The organism is Haloarcula taiwanensis (genome assembly GCA_002844335.1).
Lineage (GTDB): Archaea > Halobacteriota > Halobacteria > Halobacteriales > Haloarculaceae > Haloarcula > Haloarcula taiwanensis.
This window is the reverse complement of record CP019154.1, coordinates 366,823-383,117: the sequence shown is the minus strand read 5'-3', so window position 1 is coordinate 383,117 and position 16,295 is coordinate 366,823. Positions and strand designations below refer to the sequence as shown.

The 16,295-nt window shown below is 63.1% G+C and carries 16 protein-coding genes; 3 read left to right on the top strand and 13 right to left on the bottom strand.

All coding sequences use genetic code 11. The annotated features are described in order from the left end of the window. Window positions 1-42: 42 nt before the first annotated feature. Window positions 43-1,782 carry an arginine--tRNA ligase gene (locus BVU17_01990; GenBank protein ID AUG46349.1) on the top strand — a complete coding sequence of 580 codons (1,740 nt, stop codon included), beginning with the start codon at window positions 43-45 and terminating at the stop codon, window positions 1,780-1,782. Between the two features lie 65 nt (window positions 1,783-1,847). On the opposite strand, the gene BVU17_01985 is transcribed toward BVU17_01990, so the two are convergent. Continuing rightward, a complete protein-coding gene (locus BVU17_01985; protein AUG46348.1) occupies window positions 1,848-2,639 on the bottom strand; it encodes an alpha/beta hydrolase in 792 nt (263 codons plus the stop codon). A 143-nt stretch (window positions 2,640-2,782) separates the two neighbouring features. On the opposite strand from BVU17_01985, the gene BVU17_01980 reads away from it, so the two are divergent. Beyond that, the gene (locus BVU17_01980; GenBank protein ID AUG46347.1) at window positions 2,783-3,478 is read left to right on the top strand and encodes a DNA-binding protein; all 696 of its coding nucleotides are present in this window, start codon (window positions 2,783-2,785) and stop codon (window positions 3,476-3,478) included. A 55-nt stretch (window positions 3,479-3,533) separates the two neighbouring features. On the opposite strand, the gene BVU17_01975 is transcribed toward BVU17_01980, so the two are convergent. Continuing rightward, window positions 3,534-4,352, bottom strand: coding sequence for a septum site-determining protein MinD (locus tag BVU17_01975; GenBank protein AUG46346.1), 819 nt, complete (start codon window positions 4,350-4,352; stop codon window positions 3,534-3,536). Window positions 4,353-4,619: 267 nt separating this feature from the next. Here BVU17_01975 and BVU17_01970 point away from each other — a divergent pair, with 267 nt between their 5' ends. Further along, window positions 4,620-5,876, top strand: a complete 1,257-nt coding sequence (locus BVU17_01970) for a peptide chain release factor 1 (GenBank protein ID AUG46345.1) — start codon at window positions 4,620-4,622, stop codon at window positions 5,874-5,876. 25 nt (window positions 5,877-5,901) lie between these two features. Here the strand turns inward: BVU17_01970 and BVU17_01965 are convergent, their stop codons facing one another. The 11 genes from BVU17_01965 to BVU17_01915 all read right to left on the bottom strand — a co-directional run bounded on the left by BVU17_01965 (window position 5,902) and on the right by BVU17_01915 (window position 16,211). Continuing rightward, complete coding sequence (locus BVU17_01965) at window positions 5,902-6,294, bottom strand: hypothetical protein (GenBank protein ID AUG46344.1); 393 nt, start codon at window positions 6,292-6,294, stop codon at window positions 5,902-5,904. 56 nt (window positions 6,295-6,350) lie between these two features. Continuing rightward, a complete protein-coding gene (locus BVU17_01960) occupies window positions 6,351-7,043 on the bottom strand; it encodes a V-type ATP synthase subunit D (protein ID AUG46343.1) in 693 nt (230 codons plus the stop codon). Between the two features lie 108 nt (window positions 7,044-7,151). Further along, a complete protein-coding gene (locus tag BVU17_01955; GenBank protein ID AUG46342.1) occupies window positions 7,152-7,904 on the bottom strand; it encodes a rhodopsin in 753 nt (250 codons plus the stop codon). Between the two features lie 93 nt (window positions 7,905-7,997). Further along, complete coding sequence (locus BVU17_01950; protein AUG46341.1) at window positions 7,998-9,410, bottom strand: ATP synthase subunit B; 1,413 nt, start codon at window positions 9,408-9,410, stop codon at window positions 7,998-8,000. A 2-nt stretch (window positions 9,411-9,412) separates the two neighbouring features. Continuing rightward, a complete protein-coding gene (locus tag BVU17_01945) occupies window positions 9,413-11,173 on the bottom strand; it encodes an ATP synthase subunit A (protein AUG46340.1) in 1,761 nt (586 codons plus the stop codon). A gap of 2 nt (window positions 11,174-11,175) precedes the next feature. Continuing rightward, window positions 11,176-11,499 (bottom strand): V-type ATP synthase subunit F, encoded by a 324-nt coding sequence (locus BVU17_01940; protein ID AUG46339.1) that lies wholly within the window; start codon window positions 11,497-11,499, stop codon window positions 11,176-11,178. Then, window positions 11,496-12,569, bottom strand: a complete 1,074-nt coding sequence (locus BVU17_01935) for an ATP synthase A1 subunit C (GenBank protein AUG46338.1) — start codon at window positions 12,567-12,569, stop codon at window positions 11,496-11,498. The genes BVU17_01940 and BVU17_01935 overlap by 4 nt, the downstream gene beginning before the upstream one ends. Beyond that, on the bottom strand, window positions 12,566-13,150 hold the full coding sequence (locus tag BVU17_01930) for a V-type ATP synthase subunit E (protein AUG46337.1): 585 nt from the start codon (window positions 13,148-13,150) through the stop codon (window positions 12,566-12,568). Before BVU17_01930 ends, BVU17_01935 begins: the two co-directional genes overlap by 4 nt. 22 nt (window positions 13,151-13,172) lie before the next feature. Continuing rightward, complete coding sequence (locus BVU17_01925) at window positions 13,173-13,433, bottom strand: F0F1 ATP synthase subunit C (protein AUG46336.1); 261 nt, start codon at window positions 13,431-13,433, stop codon at window positions 13,173-13,175. 218 nt (window positions 13,434-13,651) lie between these two features. Continuing rightward, a complete protein-coding gene (locus tag BVU17_01920) occupies window positions 13,652-15,892 on the bottom strand; it encodes a V-type ATP synthase subunit I (GenBank protein ID AUG46335.1) in 2,241 nt (746 codons plus the stop codon). Next, the gene (locus BVU17_01915; GenBank protein ID AUG46334.1) at window positions 15,879-16,211 is read right to left on the bottom strand and encodes an ATP synthase archaeal subunit H; all 333 of its coding nucleotides are present in this window, start codon (window positions 16,209-16,211) and stop codon (window positions 15,879-15,881) included. Before BVU17_01915 ends, BVU17_01920 begins: the two co-directional genes overlap by 14 nt. Between the last annotated feature and the right edge of the window lie 84 nt (window positions 16,212-16,295).

Here is a 16,295-nt window from a genome sequence, read left to right as displayed (position 1 = left end):
GGTTTCGTTACCCATTTACTCCCCGCCGCGAAAGCCGGGCGTATGTTCCTGCAGCTCCGTGCGGAGGTCGAGGACGCCCTCGCCGACGCACTCACAACCCTCGACCTGCCGGCTGAAGACCTCGGTATCGAGGAGCCACCGGAGGATGTCGACGCTGTGTTAGCGTCGAGCGTCGCCTTCCGGCTGGCCGGCGAGGTCGGTACCGCGCCGCCGAACGTCGCCGGCGACATCGCCGAGGCAATCGACGCCGACAGCCTCACCTACGTCAGCGACGTGACGACACAGGGACCATACGTCAACTTTCTCCCGAGCGAGACGTACTTCGCCGAGACCCTGCAGTCGGTCACGGAGAGCGAGTTCGGCCGGCTCCCCGACCGCGACACTAGCGTCGTCGTCGAACACACCTCCGCAAACCCGACCGGCCCGGTCCACGTCGGGCGAGCGCGTAACCCCATCATCGGTGACGCCGTCGCCCGGGTGCTCGATTACGCCGGCTACGACGTTGACCGACACTACTACGTCAACGACGCAGGTCGACAGATCGCGGTGTTCACCTGGGCCTACGAGACATTCGACGAGGACGCCCTGCCCGAACCCGAGCGCGACTCTCCGGAGTACGAGATGGTCCGGTACTATCGGAAGGGCAACACCGTCCTCGAAGAGGGGGACCCCGAAGAAGTCGAGGAAGCAGAGACCGAGATACAGTCAATTCTGCAGGGTCTCGAAGACGGCGACGAGGAGACGTACGAACGGGTCGCCGAGGTCGTCGACACTGTGTTAGGCGGGATGCAGAACACACTCGGTCGGCTCCCGGCAGAGTTCGACGAGTTCGTCAAGGAAACGCGGTTCATGCGAAACGGCGATACGGACGACCTGGTCGACCGCCTGAAAGCGCTCGACTGCGCCGTCTACGAGGAGGACGCATGGCAGCTAGACCTGCCGGACTTCGAGAAGAACCTCGTGTTCCTGCGTTCTGACGGCACCTCCCTGTATACGACCCGCGACCTAGCCCACCACGAGTGGAAGTTCGACACCTACGACCGCGCCGTGACAGTGCTCGGTGAAGACCACAAGCTGCAGGCCGACCAGCTCTCGGCAGCGCTCGAGCTGCTCGACAACGACACCGACCAGCTCCGGCAAGTGTTCTACTCCTGGGTGAACCTCCCGGAAGGCGGCATGAGCACGCGCGAGGGGACCGGTATCGACCTCGACGACCTGCTGGATGAGGCTATCGACCGCGCGCGCGAAGAGGTCGAAGCCAGACTCGACGACCGGACCCGCGGCGACCTCGACGAGGACGACATCGACCGCATCGCTCGCCAAGTCGGCATCGGCGCGGTGCGCTACGACATCGTCTCGAAACAGCCGACGAAGGGCATCACCTTCGAGTGGGACCGCGCGCTGGACTTCGAGGCCCAGTCCGCACCCTACGTTCAGTACGTCCACGCACGGTGCTGTGGCATTCTTTCGGACGTGGAGGCTGACATCCCCGACGAGCCCGCACTCGACCCGCTGTCGGACCCGGAAGAGCGGGACCTGCTTCGCGAGCTGGCCCGGTTCCCCGCTGTCATCGAGGCGGCCGCAGACGACTTGACGCCACACACCGTCGCGACCTACACTCGCGACCTCGCCGAGACGTTCAACGCCTTCTACCGGGAGTGCCCGGTCCTCGACGCCGACCCAGAGACCCGCGCTGCGCGGCTGGCGCTCGTCGACGGGACGCGAACCGCGATTGCGAACGCGCTTGACGCACTGGGCGTCGAAGCACCGACCTCGATGTAGGAGCGGTCTGGGCCGGGGATCCGGTGTGACGGACGCGATTGCCGCGAAACGTCTGTCGAGTCGGCCTAGTTCTGCAGGAACGTGTCGACTTCCGCCGCGATCAGTGCAGGTGCCTCGGCGGGACCGCTGTGGCTGACGCCCTCGAACTCGACGAATCGACTCCGTGGCAGTGCCTCGTGAACGGACCGAGCGCTCTGTCGGAGGAAGTCCGGCCCGTCGGTACCGGCCAGAACGAGAGTGGGCGCGTCGACATTGAGGCGGTCTGGGAGCTGGTACTGTTCGACGGACCGGTTCATCCGAACGACCTCCTCGGCAAGGTCCACACAGTCAGGCCAGACCGGCCAGTCCGCTAGCCAGGCGTCGAGGTCGTCGATGCCGTCGGGGTGGAGGACATGTTCGATGTAGCGTTTCACCGCCTCCTCGCGCGCCCCGTCCCGTATGAGCGACGCCATCTGGTCGGCGAGGTCGGCATCGGCCCGGTACTCAGCGGGAAGTACTGCCGGTTCGTACGCGATGACTGCCTCGACCGACAGAGCCGCCGCGGCCTCGATAGCGGTGAGCGCGCCGTAGGAGTGGCCGAACAAGATTGGGTCTCCGTCGACGGCATCGGTAAGTGCCCGGACGTACCTGCCCTCGCGAGCCAGTACCTCGTCGGCGCTCGTTTCTGCGGGAGAGTCGAGACAGGTCCCGAACCCCGGTCGCTGGGGGACGACAGCGCTGTAGCCTTCGAACGCCGGTATGACCGGTTCCCAGTACTCGGTGGGGGCCATCCCGCCGTGTAAGAGAATGAGTGGCTGGCCGTCGCCGTAACGCTCGAATTCGACATCGATCTCGTCTGTGGATTGTGCTTGCTGCATACAATAGTACGGTCGAGCGCGGTCGGGCTAAGCCGTTCTCTCAGTGATTGGGCCGTTTAAAACGGGGTGTCAAAGTCAGGACTCACAGCCCCGCTGGCGCTCTGTTCCGACAGTCGCTTCACCCTCGCAAAAAACGCTAGCGTATGGGGCTCGTTGCAGAGTTTCAGATATACTGCGATGCGTTGCCGCTCGTGTCGGTTGCAGAGACGGTTCCCGAAGCGTCGATTACCCTTTCCCTCCAGTACAACCACGGCCGTCGTCCGCTGTTTCTTGCCACGGTGACGGGTAGCTCCGAGCAAGCTGTCGAGCGGGCACTCACTGACGCCTACGACGTACAGGAGTGGACGCGCATCGGGACGGCAGGCGATACCCAGCGGTATCAGGCAGTGCCGGCGCTGAGCTTCGAGGCGCAACTCGGCGACCAAATTGACGACCTGGACGGGCTTGAAGCACTCGCCACAGCAGACGCTAGTATCGAGCAGATAACCGTGACTGCAGATGGGTGGGTGCAAATGGGCTGGTTCGCCGATCGAGCAGCGTTCACCGAGTTCGCCTCGTTCTGGCAGCGAAACGCGGACTTCGAACTGGAGCGGCTGACACGGGATGCGGAGCCGAAGCCGCCCGGTAACGGGCTCACTGACCGCCAACTCGAAGCGCTACGGACGGCATACGAAATGGGGTATTTCGAGATTCCGCGACGTGCACCACTGGCTGCCGTGGCACAGGAACTGGACATCTCTGCGTCGTCGCTCTCCGAACGACTGCGCCGAGCACAGACCCAGCTCATCCAGGAAACGGTCGCAACGCTGTGGCCGCCGCTTCCGGAAACCCAAACGTAGTGAAATGCGGTCGGAGCGGCGGGCTGCGACCGGAACAGCAAGCGGTACAGAACCGTCAATTAAACAGGCCAAACACGCCGCCCGAGTCCTCGTCGTCGTCGACATCTGAGCGGTCGTCGGTGTCGTCAAGGAACCACTCATCATCAAGTATGGTCTCGACATCTACTTCGGGACTCTCGCCCCGGAAGAACACACCCTCAAGCGCCTCGGTCAGCCGCTGGTAGGCGTCTGCAGCCGTGCTTTCGGGGGCGTTGAGCACAAGCGGTTCTTCGGTCGTCGCTTGCGGGTCGTCCGGGATGACCGCGAGCAGCGGGAACTCCATCTGCTCGGCGATGGACGCGACATCAGTGTGGCGGGTCGCACGGTTGATGATCGCACCGAGGACGATCCCGTCGATTCGGTTCGCTAGCTGGGCCGTTTTGACCGTATCACCCACCGCAACGTCGTCGGGAGTCGTGACGAGGACGATTCCGTCGGCCAACCCGAGCGGCACGGCAACTTCGTGGCTCAGTCCGGCCCCAGTGTCGATCAGCACCACGTCGTAGGCATTTCGGAGCGTCTTGATGACTTTCCGGAGCTTTGCGGGGTCAGCGTCCGCGAACGCTTCGAGCGACTGTTCACCCGGAATCACCGTGAGCCCACCCGGTGCATCGGTCAGAGCCTCACTCACGGCAGCCTCGCCGGCCAGAATCTCGTGGAGGCTCTTTTCCGGCTCCACGGAGAGCATCGAGCCGAGGTTCGCCATCCCCAGATCCGCGTCGACGACAGCCACATCGTAGTCCATCTCCTGAAGGACAGCTCCGAGATTTACCGCGGTCGTCGTCTTCCCGACGCCGCCCTTGCCGCCCGCAATCGTACACACGTACCCCGCCATAGTCTGATTGCTTGGGTACAATGCAGGCAGTCATATAAATGCGACTGTCAATTGTCGAACCGCTCCGGGAGGCGCCGCACAGACTAGTCAGTTCCACGGCCACGCAGGTCGTTCCTCCCGCTGGGTATCCGAGGACCGCACTTCGCGTGCCCCTCGCCCCTTCCTCCACGGCACCCACCGGTCACCGTTCCGGCACGAGGACGGCTCACTCCGTTCGCGCCCCTCGCTGTCAACAGGTTCTTACGCCACCTCGGCCAACAGAGAGTAATGAGCGAGCAGCAGGAACAGGAACAATCTGACAAGCAGAAATACGAGTTCCGGAAGGTCATAGAGGAACTCAAGGGGTACCAGGGTTCGGGCACCCAGCTGGTCTCTATTTACGTCCCCGAGGACAAGCAGATAAGCGACGTCGTCGCCCACGTCACCCAAGAGCACTCCGAGGCCTCGAACATCAAGTCGAAGGACACCCGCACCGCGGTCCAAGACGCGCTGACTTCCATCAAAGACCGGCTTCGATACTACGACAACACGCCGCCGGAGAACGGCCTAGTGCTGTTCTCGGGGGCGTTCGACACCGGCGGCGGCCGGACCGACATGGTGACCAAGGTCCTCGAATCCCCGCCAGACCCTATCGAATCGTTCCGCTATCACTGTGACTCAGAGTTTCTCACCGAGCCACTGGAACACATGCTGGCCGACAAAGGGCTGTTCGGTCTCATCGTGCTCGACCGGCGCGAGGCTAACGTCGGCTGGCTGAAGGGCAAACGCGTCGAGCCCGTCAAGTCCGCCTCGTCGCTGGTTCCGGGCAAACAGCGGAAAGGTGGGCAGTCCGCCCAGCGGTTCGCCCGCCTCCGACTGGAAGCCATCGACAACTTCTATCAGGAGGTCGCGGGGATGGCCAACGACCTGTTCGTCGCCGACCGCCACGACCTGGACGGTATCCTCGTCGGTGGCCCCTCACCGACGAAAGACGAGTTCCTCGACGGCGACTACCTCCACCACGAGCTACAGGACATGGTGCTGGGGAAGTTCGACGTTGCCTACACCGACGAGTCGGGCCTGTACGACCTCGTGGACGCAGCCGACGAGGTGCTGGCCGAACACGAGATGCTCCGGGACAAGGAGCTCATGGAGGACTTCTTCAAGCAGCTCCACAACGGGGACAAGGCCACCTACGGCTTCGACCAGACCCGCCAGAACCTCAACATGGGTGCGGTCGAACAGCTGCTCATCTCCGAGGACCTCCGGAAGGACGTGGTCGCCTACACCTGCGAGAACGGCCACGACGAGTACGACCTCATCAACAGCAACGCGGCGACCGACGACCACGAGTGTACCCGCTGTGGAGCCACCGTCGACGCCGAGGACGGCGAGCGCGAAGACGCCATCGACCACCTGATGGAACTGGCCGACCAGCGGGGCACAGAGACGGTGTTCATCTCGACTGACTTCGAAAAAGGCGAACAGCTGCTGACCGCTTTTGGCGGCGTCGCCGGCTTGCTGCGTTACTCGACAGGCGTCTAACGCGTCGTTCACACCGTCAGTTCTGTTATAGCAACTGTTCGAGTTGCCGACGGCGACGGCCGAGGTCGACATGGGCCGCCTCCCCGTAGCTTGCGGCAAGCCGATCCAGCACCAGCAGCGGGTCGACGCCTTCGCGCTCGATTCGCTCTAGCAGCGCGGTGATCTCCTCGCGGTGCATCGCAAGCGAGTCGAGCAGACCGACGAGCAACACCACCGGGATCGCTGCCCCATCGGCAGTGGGGATTGCACTGTCGAGTCTTGTGAGGTCGGGCACATCAGCGGGCGGCTCCGTCTCTGGGTGCAGTGCCAGACAGGACCGGCAGACGCTGGCCCCCGGTGCGTCGCCGGGGAGATACTGCTGGAGATCAGCCGGAACCGGAATCGAGACGAGGTCGCCACCGCAGTCGGGACAGGACATACTCATCCACGGACGGGAAACCGCAAAAACGATACCGGTCAGGACGGGCTCTCTGTTCAGTCGTCAGCAGTGACCGCTTCGGGCTCTTCTTCCGCTGCCTCTTCGGCCGCGAGCGTGTCCTCTTCCTCTTCTTTCTTTGCTTTGATCTTTTTCATGCGGAAGATCTCTTCGCGCTCCTGCTCTTCGAGTTTCTGCTCGATGTACTCTTGATTGTCATAGAGGTCGGGCAGGAGCTTGAATTCGAGGGCATTGACACGGCGTTTCGTGGTCTCGATCTCTTCGAGCATCTTCTTCATCGCCGTCTCGACTTCGGCGGCGAGAATGATGTTTTCGAGCAGTTCCTCGTATGCCTCGGCAGCCTCGTCGATACGGGCCGAGGTCCCCATAACGCCATAGCCGCGTTCGTCCAGTGACTTTCGAACCTTGCTGGACTCGATTTGCGGGACGACGACGCCCATGATGTTCTTCGACTGGGTCGTCAGTTCGGGGTGTTCTTTCAGCGCTGCAGCGGCCCCACGGACAGCCACGTCACCCTCCATCGCCCGGGCCATATTGATCGCGCGCTGGGCCCGCTCGTAGGAATCGTCGAGATCTTCACGGACGTCCTGCGCCTGATCCAGAATGTCCATGAACTCCATGATGAGGCCGTCACGCTTCTTCTCCAGCGTGTCGTGCCCACGCTCGGACAGCTCGATGCGGTCCTCGATCTGCATCAGATTCTTGCGCGTGGGTTTGACGTCCTTAGCCATTACGGGCCTCTTTTCGACGTAGGCAGTTAACGGTTTCCAGTTATTTCGGTCCGAGCGCTGCCGCTTCCGGACTGACACCGAAAAAACGAGGTCGACGAACGGCAGCGGTTAGTCGTCTGCAGGCGTTGCGCCAGTTCCGGTCGCCTCGGCCGCGCCGTCAAGCACGCCGTGGCTCCGGAGCAGGATGATACCGAAGCCGACCTTCGCGACGAGGTCGATGACCATGAAGCCGGCTGTCTCGATCCCGATACCGACGAGGCCGATTCCCTCGGTACCAACGAGCCACCAGACCGGATAGACCAGCCAGACGACGGTGACGAGGTTGCGCAACGTCTTGAACGTGCTACGCGTGTCGCTTGGCAGGTCTGCGACCCGGCCGGACAGCGAGCTGAACAGGAAGTACAGCAGGACCAGCAGGAAGGCGGTGCTGATGCCCCACCAGACCAGCCGTTCCGCGCCGGCCGACAGCACGCCGCTGCCTGCGCTCAGCGTCGCAACCAGACCGGTCCCGATCATCAGCACATCGAGGCTGACGAGCGACGTGATAGTGTTACGGTCTGCCCCTGCAAGCAGTCCAAGGTCGTACAACAGCAACGGCGTGGTAAACAGCCAGTCACTGTACCGCGCCCAGTAAATTGGATGTTCCTCACCGGCGAACTCAACGATTGTCAGCCCGAAGCCAAGTGCCATCGCGAGGTAATTCACGAACGCGATTGCCGTGATAAGTATTGTCGCGATGTAGAACTTCTGGCGCCGGCTGTCGGTTTCACCCCAGCCACGCGCGATGAAGTATAGCATGCCGAGGAACATGCCCGCTGTACCTAACCACAGCCAAATTCCTTCGCTCCCTGGTGCTGGCATAGTGCAGTTTACATTAGGCACTCAAAGGCAAATAGTGGCATACCCAAAATATTAGGTACAAACGACGGGCGGCCGTGAGATGTAGGGCCGTCGTTACGCTTCGACGGCTTCTGCGGTCTCGTCCTCGCGGTAGTGCTCTTCGATGAGATCCTCGTCGATGCGGTTCAGCGCATCCTTCGGGAGCATCGAGAGCAGGTCCCAGCCGAGTTCGAGCGTCTCGTCGATACTGCGGGCCGTGTCGGTGCCCTGATCGACGAACTCCTCTTCGAAGCGGTCGGCGAAGTCCAAGTACTTGTTGTCCAGTTCCGACAGCGCCTCGCGACCGACGATGTTCACGAGGTCGCGCAGGTCCTCACCCTCCGCGTACGCGGCGAATATCTGGTCTTTCACGTCGGCGTGATCGGCGCGGGTCAGCCCCTCGCCGATACCGTCGTCCATCAGCCGCGACAGGCTCGGCAGGACGTTGATCGGCGGCTGGATGCCCTGGCTGTTGAGGTCGCGGTCGATGTAGATCTGGCCTTCGGTGATGTACCCGGTCAGGTCCGGAATCGGGTGCGTGTCGTCGTCGCCGGGCATCGTCAGAATCGGGAGCTGGGTCACGGAGCCCTCGCGGCCCTCGATTCGACCGGCGCGCTCGTAGAGCTGGGCCAGGTCGGTGTACATGTATCCGGGGTAGCCACGGCGGCCCGGGACCTCCTCACGCGCGGCACCGATTTCGCGCAGCGCCTCGCAGTAGTTGGTCATGTCCGTCAGGATGACCAGGACGTGGTAGTCCTTCTCGAAGGCGAGGTACTCGGCGGTCGTCAGGGCCAGCCGCGGCGTAATCGTCCGCTCGACGGCCGGGTCGTCCGCGAGGTTCATGAAGACGACCGAGCGTTCCAGCGCGCCGGTGCGCTCGAAGTCGTCCATGAACTCGTTTGCCTCTTCGGCCGTGATACCCATCGCGCCGAAGATGACTGCGAACTCCGAACCCTCGTCGTCTTCGCCGTCTTCCTCTTCCGGCACCGTCGCCTGTCGCGCAATCTGGAGCGCGAGGTCGTTGTGGGGCAGGCCGGAGGCGGAGAAGATCGGCAGTTTCTGCCCGCGGACGAGCGTGTTCATGCCGTCGATGGCCGAGACGCCCGTCTGGATGAACTCCTCGGGGTACTCCCGCGAGAAGGGGTTGATGGCTTCGCCGACGATGTCGCGGCGCTCGTCAGGAACGATTTCCGGGCCGCCGTCGATGGGCTGGCCGGTCCCGTCCATGACCCGCCCGAGGAGGTCCTCGGTGACGGGCATCTTCATCGTCTCGCCGAGGAAGCGAACCGAGGCGTCGCGGTCGATACCTTCGGTCCCCTCGAACACCTGGATGGCGACGTAGTCGCTCGCAGATTCGAGCACCTGGCCACGGCGGGTCTCGCCGTCGCTGAGCTCGATTTCGACGATGTCGTCGTAGCCGACCGGTTCGTCGGTCTCGACGAACACCAGCGGTCCGCTGATCTCCGTGATTGTCTGGTACTCTTTCATTGTTAGTACAGCTCCCTGAGCTGTGACTCGATGTCGTCTTCGAGTTCGTCGATGTACTCGTTGTAGTCCTCCTGCACGCCGATACGGTTGAGCCGCGGCGCGGCGTCGATGTCGGTGATTTCCTCGACGGGAACGCCGGCATCGAGCGCCTCGAAGGCCGCATCGTTGTACGTCTTGGCGGCGTCCATGATGCGGTAGGTCTTCTCGGGCTCACAGAAGGTGTCGACGTCGTGGAAGGCGTTCTGCTGGAGCCACGCCTCGCGCAGGTAGCGGGCGATTTCCAGCGTCAGCTGCTGGTCTTCCGGCAGCGCGTCCTTCCCGACAAGCTGGACGATTTCCTGCAGTTCGGCCTCCTCATCCAGCGTGTCGATGGCCCACTGGCGCGTCTCCGGCCAGTCGTCCCGGACGTTCTCCTCGAACCACGGGTCGAGCTGGTCGCGATACAGCGAGTACGACTCGTTCCAGTTGATAGACGGGAAGTGCCGGCGTTCGGCGAGGTCGGCGTCCAGCGCCCAGAACGTCTTGACGATACGCAGCGTGTTCTGGGTGACCGGCTCCGAGAAGTCCCCGCCCGGCGGCGAGACGGCCCCGATGACCGAGACCGAACCCTCGGTACCGTTGATGTTCTCGAAGTACCCGGCACGCTCGTAGAACTCGCTCAGGCGAGCGGAGAGGTACGCGGGGTACCCCTCCTCGCCGGGCATCTCCTCGAGCCGGGAAGAGATTTCGCGCATGGCCTCGGCCCACCGGGAGGTGGAGTCGGCCATCAGCGCCACGTCGTAGCCCATGTCACGGAAGTACTCCGCGATGGTGATTCCCGTGTACACACAGGACTCACGGGCCGCGACGGGCATGTTGGACGTGTTGGCGATGAGGCAGGTCCGGTCCATCAGCGCGTTGCCGGTGGTCGGGTCTTCCAGTTCCGGGAAGTCCTCGATGACCTCGGTCATCTCGTTGCCACGCTCGCCACAGCCGACGTAGACGACGATGTCAGCGTCGGCCCACTTGGCGAGCTGGTGCTGGGTGACCGTCTTCCCGGAGCCGAAGGGACCGGGGATGGCGGCCGTCCCGCCTTTCGCAATCGGGAACAGGCCGTCCAGCACGCGCTGGCCGGAGATGAGCGGCTCCGTCGGGGTCTCCTTCTCGACGGTCGGCCGCTGCTGGCGCACCGGCCACTCCTGGTGCATCTGGATTTCCTCGCCGCTGTCCAGTTCGACAACCGTCTCCTCGACGGTGAAGTTGCCCGATTCGATGGCGACGACCTCGCCACCCTCGGAGTCGGGCGGGACCATCACTTTGTGATCGATACTGGGCGTCTCAGGGACAGTGCCGACGATATCGCCGGCTTCGACCTCGTCGCCTTCCTCGACTTCGGGGGTGAACTCCCAGGTCTTCTCCAGGTCAATGCCCGGCGCGTCGACGCCGCGGTCGAGGAACGCCGACCCCATCTTCTCTTCGAGCACGTCGAGCGGGCGCTGGACGCCGTCGTAGATGGCGTCGAGCATGCCCGGCCCGAGGTCCACGGAGAGGGGCGAGCCCGTCCCTTCGACGGGTTCGCCGGGGGAGACACCGGAGGTCTCCTCGTACACCTGAATCGTGGTGATGTTTCCTTCGATCTCGATGACCTCGCCCATCAGCCCTTCCGAGCCGACGTAAACGACGTCGTTCATCCGGGCGTCGAGGTCCCGAGCCGTTACGACCGGTCCCGAGACGCTTTCGATAATGCCGTCCTCGCGGACGTCTGTGTCTGTTGCTTGACTCATGGTTAGTCTTCGTCCATCAGGTCGATACCGATGGCTCGCTTGATTTGTTCACGCAGTCCGCCGCTCCCAGTGCCGCCGCCGAGCGTGACCATCACTGGCTCGACACTCGTCTCCGCGTCCTGCCGAACACCGCGTGAGAGGTGCGACAGGTCGTCGTCGTGCATTACGACGATGCCGACGTCGTCGTCGTTGAGCATCTCCTCGACGGCCTCGTCGAGTTGCTCGTCTTTCTCGTCGGCAGGCACGTCCGCGAACTTTCGGACGCCAGCTAGCCGAAAGCCCGTCGTGAACTCCGGGCTGCCGATGACAGCGATTTCCTGGCTCATAGTATCACCAGCTCCTGTTCGACTTCGTCGGGGCCGAGACCGGCCTCGCGACCGCGGGCGATGGCCCGGATGTTGTCGACCTCGCGTTCCTTCGCGAGAACGTAGGACAACACCGGACAGACCGACAGCGGATAGCGGTTCGAGAGCCGGTCAGCGTATTCGAGCAGCGCCGCGTCCAGCGCCCGCTCGAAGTCGATGAGGTTGTCGGCCTCCTCAAGCGCCGACAGCGCCTGATCGAGGTCCTCGCCGTACTTGCTCTCGCGGACGGCACTGACCAACTGGTCGAGATTCGTCGACAGCTGTGCGACCTCCTGGGCATCGAACAGCTGGCCGCCCTCGATGAAGTACTCCGAGGGGTCGATGTCCGCGCCGCTGCGGGCCAGCCGGAGCGCGTTCCGGAGGTTGCGGAAGTCGACTTCCGTCTCCAGGAACTCGACGTACAGCCCGGTCGGACTGTCGACCTCGGGGTTGTCCGGCAGTCCCGACAGCAACGTCTCGTAGAAGGCGCGGTCGAGCGCGTTCTCCAGGGGCACGAGGACGCCGCTTTCCTCGTACACGTCGAACGCCTCGGCCAGTGACTCGCCGAAGATGGTGTCGTCGAGTTGCTCGACGACCTCCTCGATAGAACCGGCGTTCAGCAGGTCCTCGATGCGGCGGTCGGCGAACTCGCCGGCCCGGATGAGGTCGTCCTCGACCTCCGTCCGCTCTGCGTCCGAGTAGAGCCCGCGGATAACGGTTTTGACGTTCCACACGTCGAACTTCCGCAGGTAGCGGGCGATGTAGTCGTACAGCGCCCCCTCGGACCAGCGAAGCAGGTCGTCGAAGTGTTTCGCGAGGTTACGGTTCAGCGCGTACTCCACAAGGTCGACGCCGTCGTACCGGGAGCCGAGCGCGTTCATCTCGGTCTCGTACTCTGTTTCCTCCATGAAGCGGGCGATTTCGCCCGTCCCCATGCGGACCAGCTTCCGGTAGTCGTCATCGTCGAACAGGGATGCGCTGCGGGCACGAACCCGTGCGATGACGTACTCGTAGTTGCTTCCCTGGCCGCTCGTTCCCGTTCGCGAACTCATTGGTCTTCGAACAGGCGGTCGCTGATTGCTTTCAGGTTGTCCTCCCAGACGTCCTCCAGGATGGAATCGAACGTGTTGTTCACACGGACCCGTGACTCACCGCTCTCGACGACGACGCCGCCGAGGCAGTCCCGTTCGCCGGCGTACGTCGCGCCGTCGTAGTCATCGAGTACATCCTCGAGAAGCGACTGGTCCGACGCACGGCCGTACACCGACAGCTCGTCGCTGTCGCCGAATTCCTCGACAGCGGCGTCGAGCAGTGCGCGTGTCAGTTCCTCTCGTCTGTCCCCTTCGAGGGCCGCAAGCGCGTCCTCGACGTCACCGTGAACGTCTTCGAGGATGTCACGCCGGGCGTTGAGCCGAGCCTGTTTGGCCTCGAGCTTCGCGGAGGAGAGCCGCTGCTCTCGCTCCTGCTCGATGGTCCGCTCGACCTCTGCCTCGCGATCCTCTCGGATCTGCTCGGCGTCGGCCTCGGCATCAGCAATAATCTCCTCGGCACGTTCGTCGGCCTCGTCGCTAATCTCCTGAGCACGCGCGCGGGCCTCGTCGCGGATATCCTCTACGACTGTTTGAAGGCTCATTATTGGAAAAGACGGAGTGTTGTTAGACGACGAAGACGACGACAAGCGCGAGAATGACGAGCGTTTCCGGCAGGACTGTCAGGATGAGTCCGCGGCCGAACATGCTCTCGTCTTCTGCGATTGCGCCGACGGCGGCGGCCCCGATCCCACGTTCCGCATACCCCGAACCGAGCGCGGCGAGTCCGACGGCAAGCGCTGCGCCGGCTGAAGCCGGAATAGCTGGAGCACTGGCGGTACCTTCCTGCAGTACTGCGTTGACAAGGAGTGCGATGGTTTCGATCATGGATGTGTAGTCTCTGGAATTGCTCGTGTCCGAACAGGCGTATGTGAATCCACGTAGTTCATAAAGCTTCCCAAAACGGTTCGTCAGCGTGCTGTTCGGGCGGTTTAGCGGCTCAGCTGTGGTCGGTTGTGAGCGTGTAGCAGTCGACACCCGCAACGAAATTGGCAAAACCGGCAGTAAACAGCGGCGATTAGCCCGAATAGAAAGGAAGCGCGCGGTCAGTCCTCGGTCGTGTAGGTGCGTTCGTAGCCGAACGGGTTGTACCGCTTCCCGCCGCCTTCGAAGAACTTGCCGAAGAACTCCACGTACTCAAGTCGGACGCCCTGGAGTCCGGCGCTGGTGATGCCGAGCACCAGCACGAGTAGATGCCCGATGACCAGGATGAGAACCCCGACCAGCGCGGCGGCGATACCGGAGTGGATGAGCCCGGGGAACATGATCGCTTCCGCGCCGTATTCGGAGATTGCCCACTCAGGCCCGTGCCCGATGAGGAAGTGGAACTCACCGTCGTGTGAGTACGCGCCGAAGAACAGCAGATTGACCACGAAGGCCATCCCTGCCTTGGCCAGCAGTACGGCAGCCAGCCGCGTGTACGACAGGACGTTCACCAGCACGTTGAGGAACTCGACGACCTCGATTGGGTCGGCGAGCGCCAGCAGCACGAGGCCGGCAAAGAAGAGGATGAGCCACGCCGAGAACGGCGCACCCAGTCCCGGAATCGTGAAGAGATTGATCGCTGGCAGCCCAGTGAATCCCCATGCGTACGGATTCCCTGCGAAGACACCTGCCTCAGCGGTATAGAGGAAGTCTGGCGCTGCACCGTTCGCGCCGGAGAACACCCACGCCCAGAGGCCAAACAGCATCAGCAGCCACGACCCGCTTTCGGTGACGGCGTCCCAGAGGCTGTGGCTCAGGTTCTCGATGAAGTCGAATATCCAGCCCGCAGCGAGGTGGACCGTCCCGGCAAGCAGGCTGACTGTCAGCCACGCCAGCGCGTAGTCGGCGTAGTGCGGCTGGAGTCCCTTGTGCATCGGCGCGCTCTTGAATCCCAGCGCGGGCCAGAAGACGTTCGAAATGGTGTGCAAGCCGAACACCTCACCGTACAGCACACCGAACAGCGCGGTGAAGCCACCGGCCCACATCGCAACGCCGCCCAGGCTTTTGAGCACGTCACTGTCAACCTTCGAGTACAGCCCGTATCCGAGTGCGAGGTACAGGAGCCCGTAGCCGAGGTCACCGATCATGAACCCGAAGAAGGCCGGGAACGTCAGGAAGAAGGCGACCGTTGGGTCGAACTCGCCGTACTTCGGTCGGTTGACGACCTCGACGAGGTCCTCGAAGGGTCGCACGCCGCTCGGGTTGTCCTGAATGACCGGTGGGTCGTCGCTGCCCATCGTGATGACGCCGCCGTCAGCGACGGTTTCCTGCGGTTGGCGCTCGCTCTCCGGCTCGGGAGCATCGACCGAACTGCCGACCGGTTCGCCGCCGTTGCCGCCCTCGCGCTCGACTTCCTCGTGAGACTCCGCGTGCCCGTCGCTGTCGTACTCGGCGATTTCGATCCTGTCGATGTCGACAGCATCGCCGACAGCGCTCGAAAGGGCCTGCTCGAACTCCTCGTAGCGCTCGTTCGGAATCCACCCCTCGGCGATGAAGGCGTTTTCCGTCGTCGCGAAGGTGAGCGGCGCTTCGCCCTTCTGGGCCTCGATAGCCAGTTTCTCCTCGGCTGCGAGCAGGAATCCGGCGTGGTCGAGACGGAGTTCATTGAGTTCGTCTTCGACGGTCGAGAGCTTCGATTCGAGCTGCTGTTTCTCGTGTTCCAGCTCTTCGAGATATGACGTCGGGTCGCCGTCGCCTTCTGGGACTTCGAGCCGGGAGAACGTCGCCCCGACCAGTGCGTCCTGCAGAGCGTCTTCGTCGGCCTGTGCGAACACGGCGACGACGCCGTCCTCGGTGAACAGCTCGAACGTTTCGATGTCGCTAGCTGCAAGGACGGTCTCGATCTCGTCGCTGTCGCCCTCGCCGACGACGACTGACAGCGAGTCGTAGCCACGGAGCAGGTCGAGATCGATGCCAAGCGTGACGAACGGGGCCATCGTGTTGATCCGGTCCTCGACGGCCCGGAGTTCATCACGGACATCGTCGCGCCGGTCGTCGAGTTCGTTGACCGCCGTCCGCACCTCGTCGAGTTGTTCCTCGATCGCCTCGTCAGTGACAACTCGGGTCGGACCGGCGTCCTCCTCACTGACATCCAGAATTGACTGGAGCGAGCGAACCGTGACGAGCTTATCCGAGACCTCGTTGGTTCCCTCGAGCGAGTTCCCGGGTTCGAATCCGTCCCAGGAGCCGTCATACTCGGTGACGTGGAGCATATCGAGGTCGTGGACGGCCTCGATTGTCTGCTCCATCGCGCGTTTCGACCCCGTCACCGAGACGCGGCACATCTTCTCAGGTCTGAGCATGCACCGCCTCCTCGAACAGGTCTGTGACGTATTCGACTACCTCGTCGATCTGTTCACTGGCCTGCTGTTCGAGGTCTTCGCGAGCGCTCTCGCCGTCCTCGATGATCTGTTCGCGCTCGGCCTCGATCTCTTCGCGAGCCGCTTCAAGACGGTCTTCTGCGGCCGCGTCGGCCTCATCCCGCGCTGATTCGCGGATCTCCTCGGCCTCTTCCCGAGCCTCCGCGATGCGGTCTTCGCGGTCTTGTTCGGCCTCTGCGACGATCTCGTCGGCCTCCTGCTCGGCCTCCTGTATCCTGTCAAGAACTTCTGGCCGTGGCATTCTCTAATCATGTGAGCGTTGCCAGAGCGGCTATTTGGTAGTTGCGAAGTTTCTCCGTGTGAGACACCGGCCAAAATCCGGGGA

Excerpts from the sequence above, each read along its gene's own strand:
- BVU17_01990 (AUG46349.1), top strand. The coding sequence starts at position 43 with ATGTTCCTGCAGCTCCGTGCGGAGGTCGAGGACGCCCTCGCCGACGCA.
- BVU17_01985 (AUG46348.1), bottom strand. The coding sequence starts at position 2,639 with ATGCAGCAAGCACAATCCACAGACGAGATCGATGTCGAATTCGAGCGT.
- BVU17_01980 (AUG46347.1), top strand. The coding sequence starts at position 2,783 with ATGGGGCTCGTTGCAGAGTTTCAGATATACTGCGATGCGTTGCCGCTC.
- BVU17_01975 (AUG46346.1), bottom strand. The coding sequence starts at position 4,352 with ATGGCGGGGTACGTGTGTACGATTGCGGGCGGCAAGGGCGGCGTCGGG.
- BVU17_01970 (AUG46345.1), top strand. The coding sequence starts at position 4,620 with ATGAGCGAGCAGCAGGAACAGGAACAATCTGACAAGCAGAAATACGAG.
- BVU17_01965 (AUG46344.1), bottom strand. The coding sequence starts at position 6,294 with ATGTCCTGTCCCGACTGCGGTGGCGACCTCGTCTCGATTCCGGTTCCG.
- BVU17_01960 (AUG46343.1), bottom strand. The coding sequence starts at position 7,043 with ATGGCTAAGGACGTCAAACCCACGCGCAAGAATCTGATGCAGATCGAG.
- BVU17_01955 (AUG46342.1), bottom strand. The coding sequence starts at position 7,904 with ATGCCAGCACCAGGGAGCGAAGGAATTTGGCTGTGGTTAGGTACAGCG.
- BVU17_01950 (AUG46341.1), bottom strand. The coding sequence starts at position 9,410 with ATGAAAGAGTACCAGACAATCACGGAGATCAGCGGACCGCTGGTGTTC.
- BVU17_01945 (AUG46340.1), bottom strand. The coding sequence starts at position 11,173 with ATGAGTCAAGCAACAGACACAGACGTCCGCGAGGACGGCATTATCGAA.
- BVU17_01940 (AUG46339.1), bottom strand. The coding sequence starts at position 11,499 with ATGAGCCAGGAAATCGCTGTCATCGGCAGCCCGGAGTTCACGACGGGC.
- BVU17_01935 (AUG46338.1), bottom strand. The coding sequence starts at position 12,569 with ATGAGTTCGCGAACGGGAACGAGCGGCCAGGGAAGCAACTACGAGTAC.
- BVU17_01930 (AUG46337.1), bottom strand. The coding sequence starts at position 13,150 with ATGAGCCTTCAAACAGTCGTAGAGGATATCCGCGACGAGGCCCGCGCG.
- BVU17_01925 (AUG46336.1), bottom strand. The coding sequence starts at position 13,433 with ATGATCGAAACCATCGCACTCCTTGTCAACGCAGTACTGCAGGAAGGT.
- BVU17_01920 (AUG46335.1), bottom strand. The coding sequence starts at position 15,892 with ATGCTCAGACCTGAGAAGATGTGCCGCGTCTCGGTGACGGGGTCGAAA.
- BVU17_01915 (AUG46334.1), bottom strand. The coding sequence starts at position 16,211 with ATGCCACGGCCAGAAGTTCTTGACAGGATACAGGAGGCCGAGCAGGAG.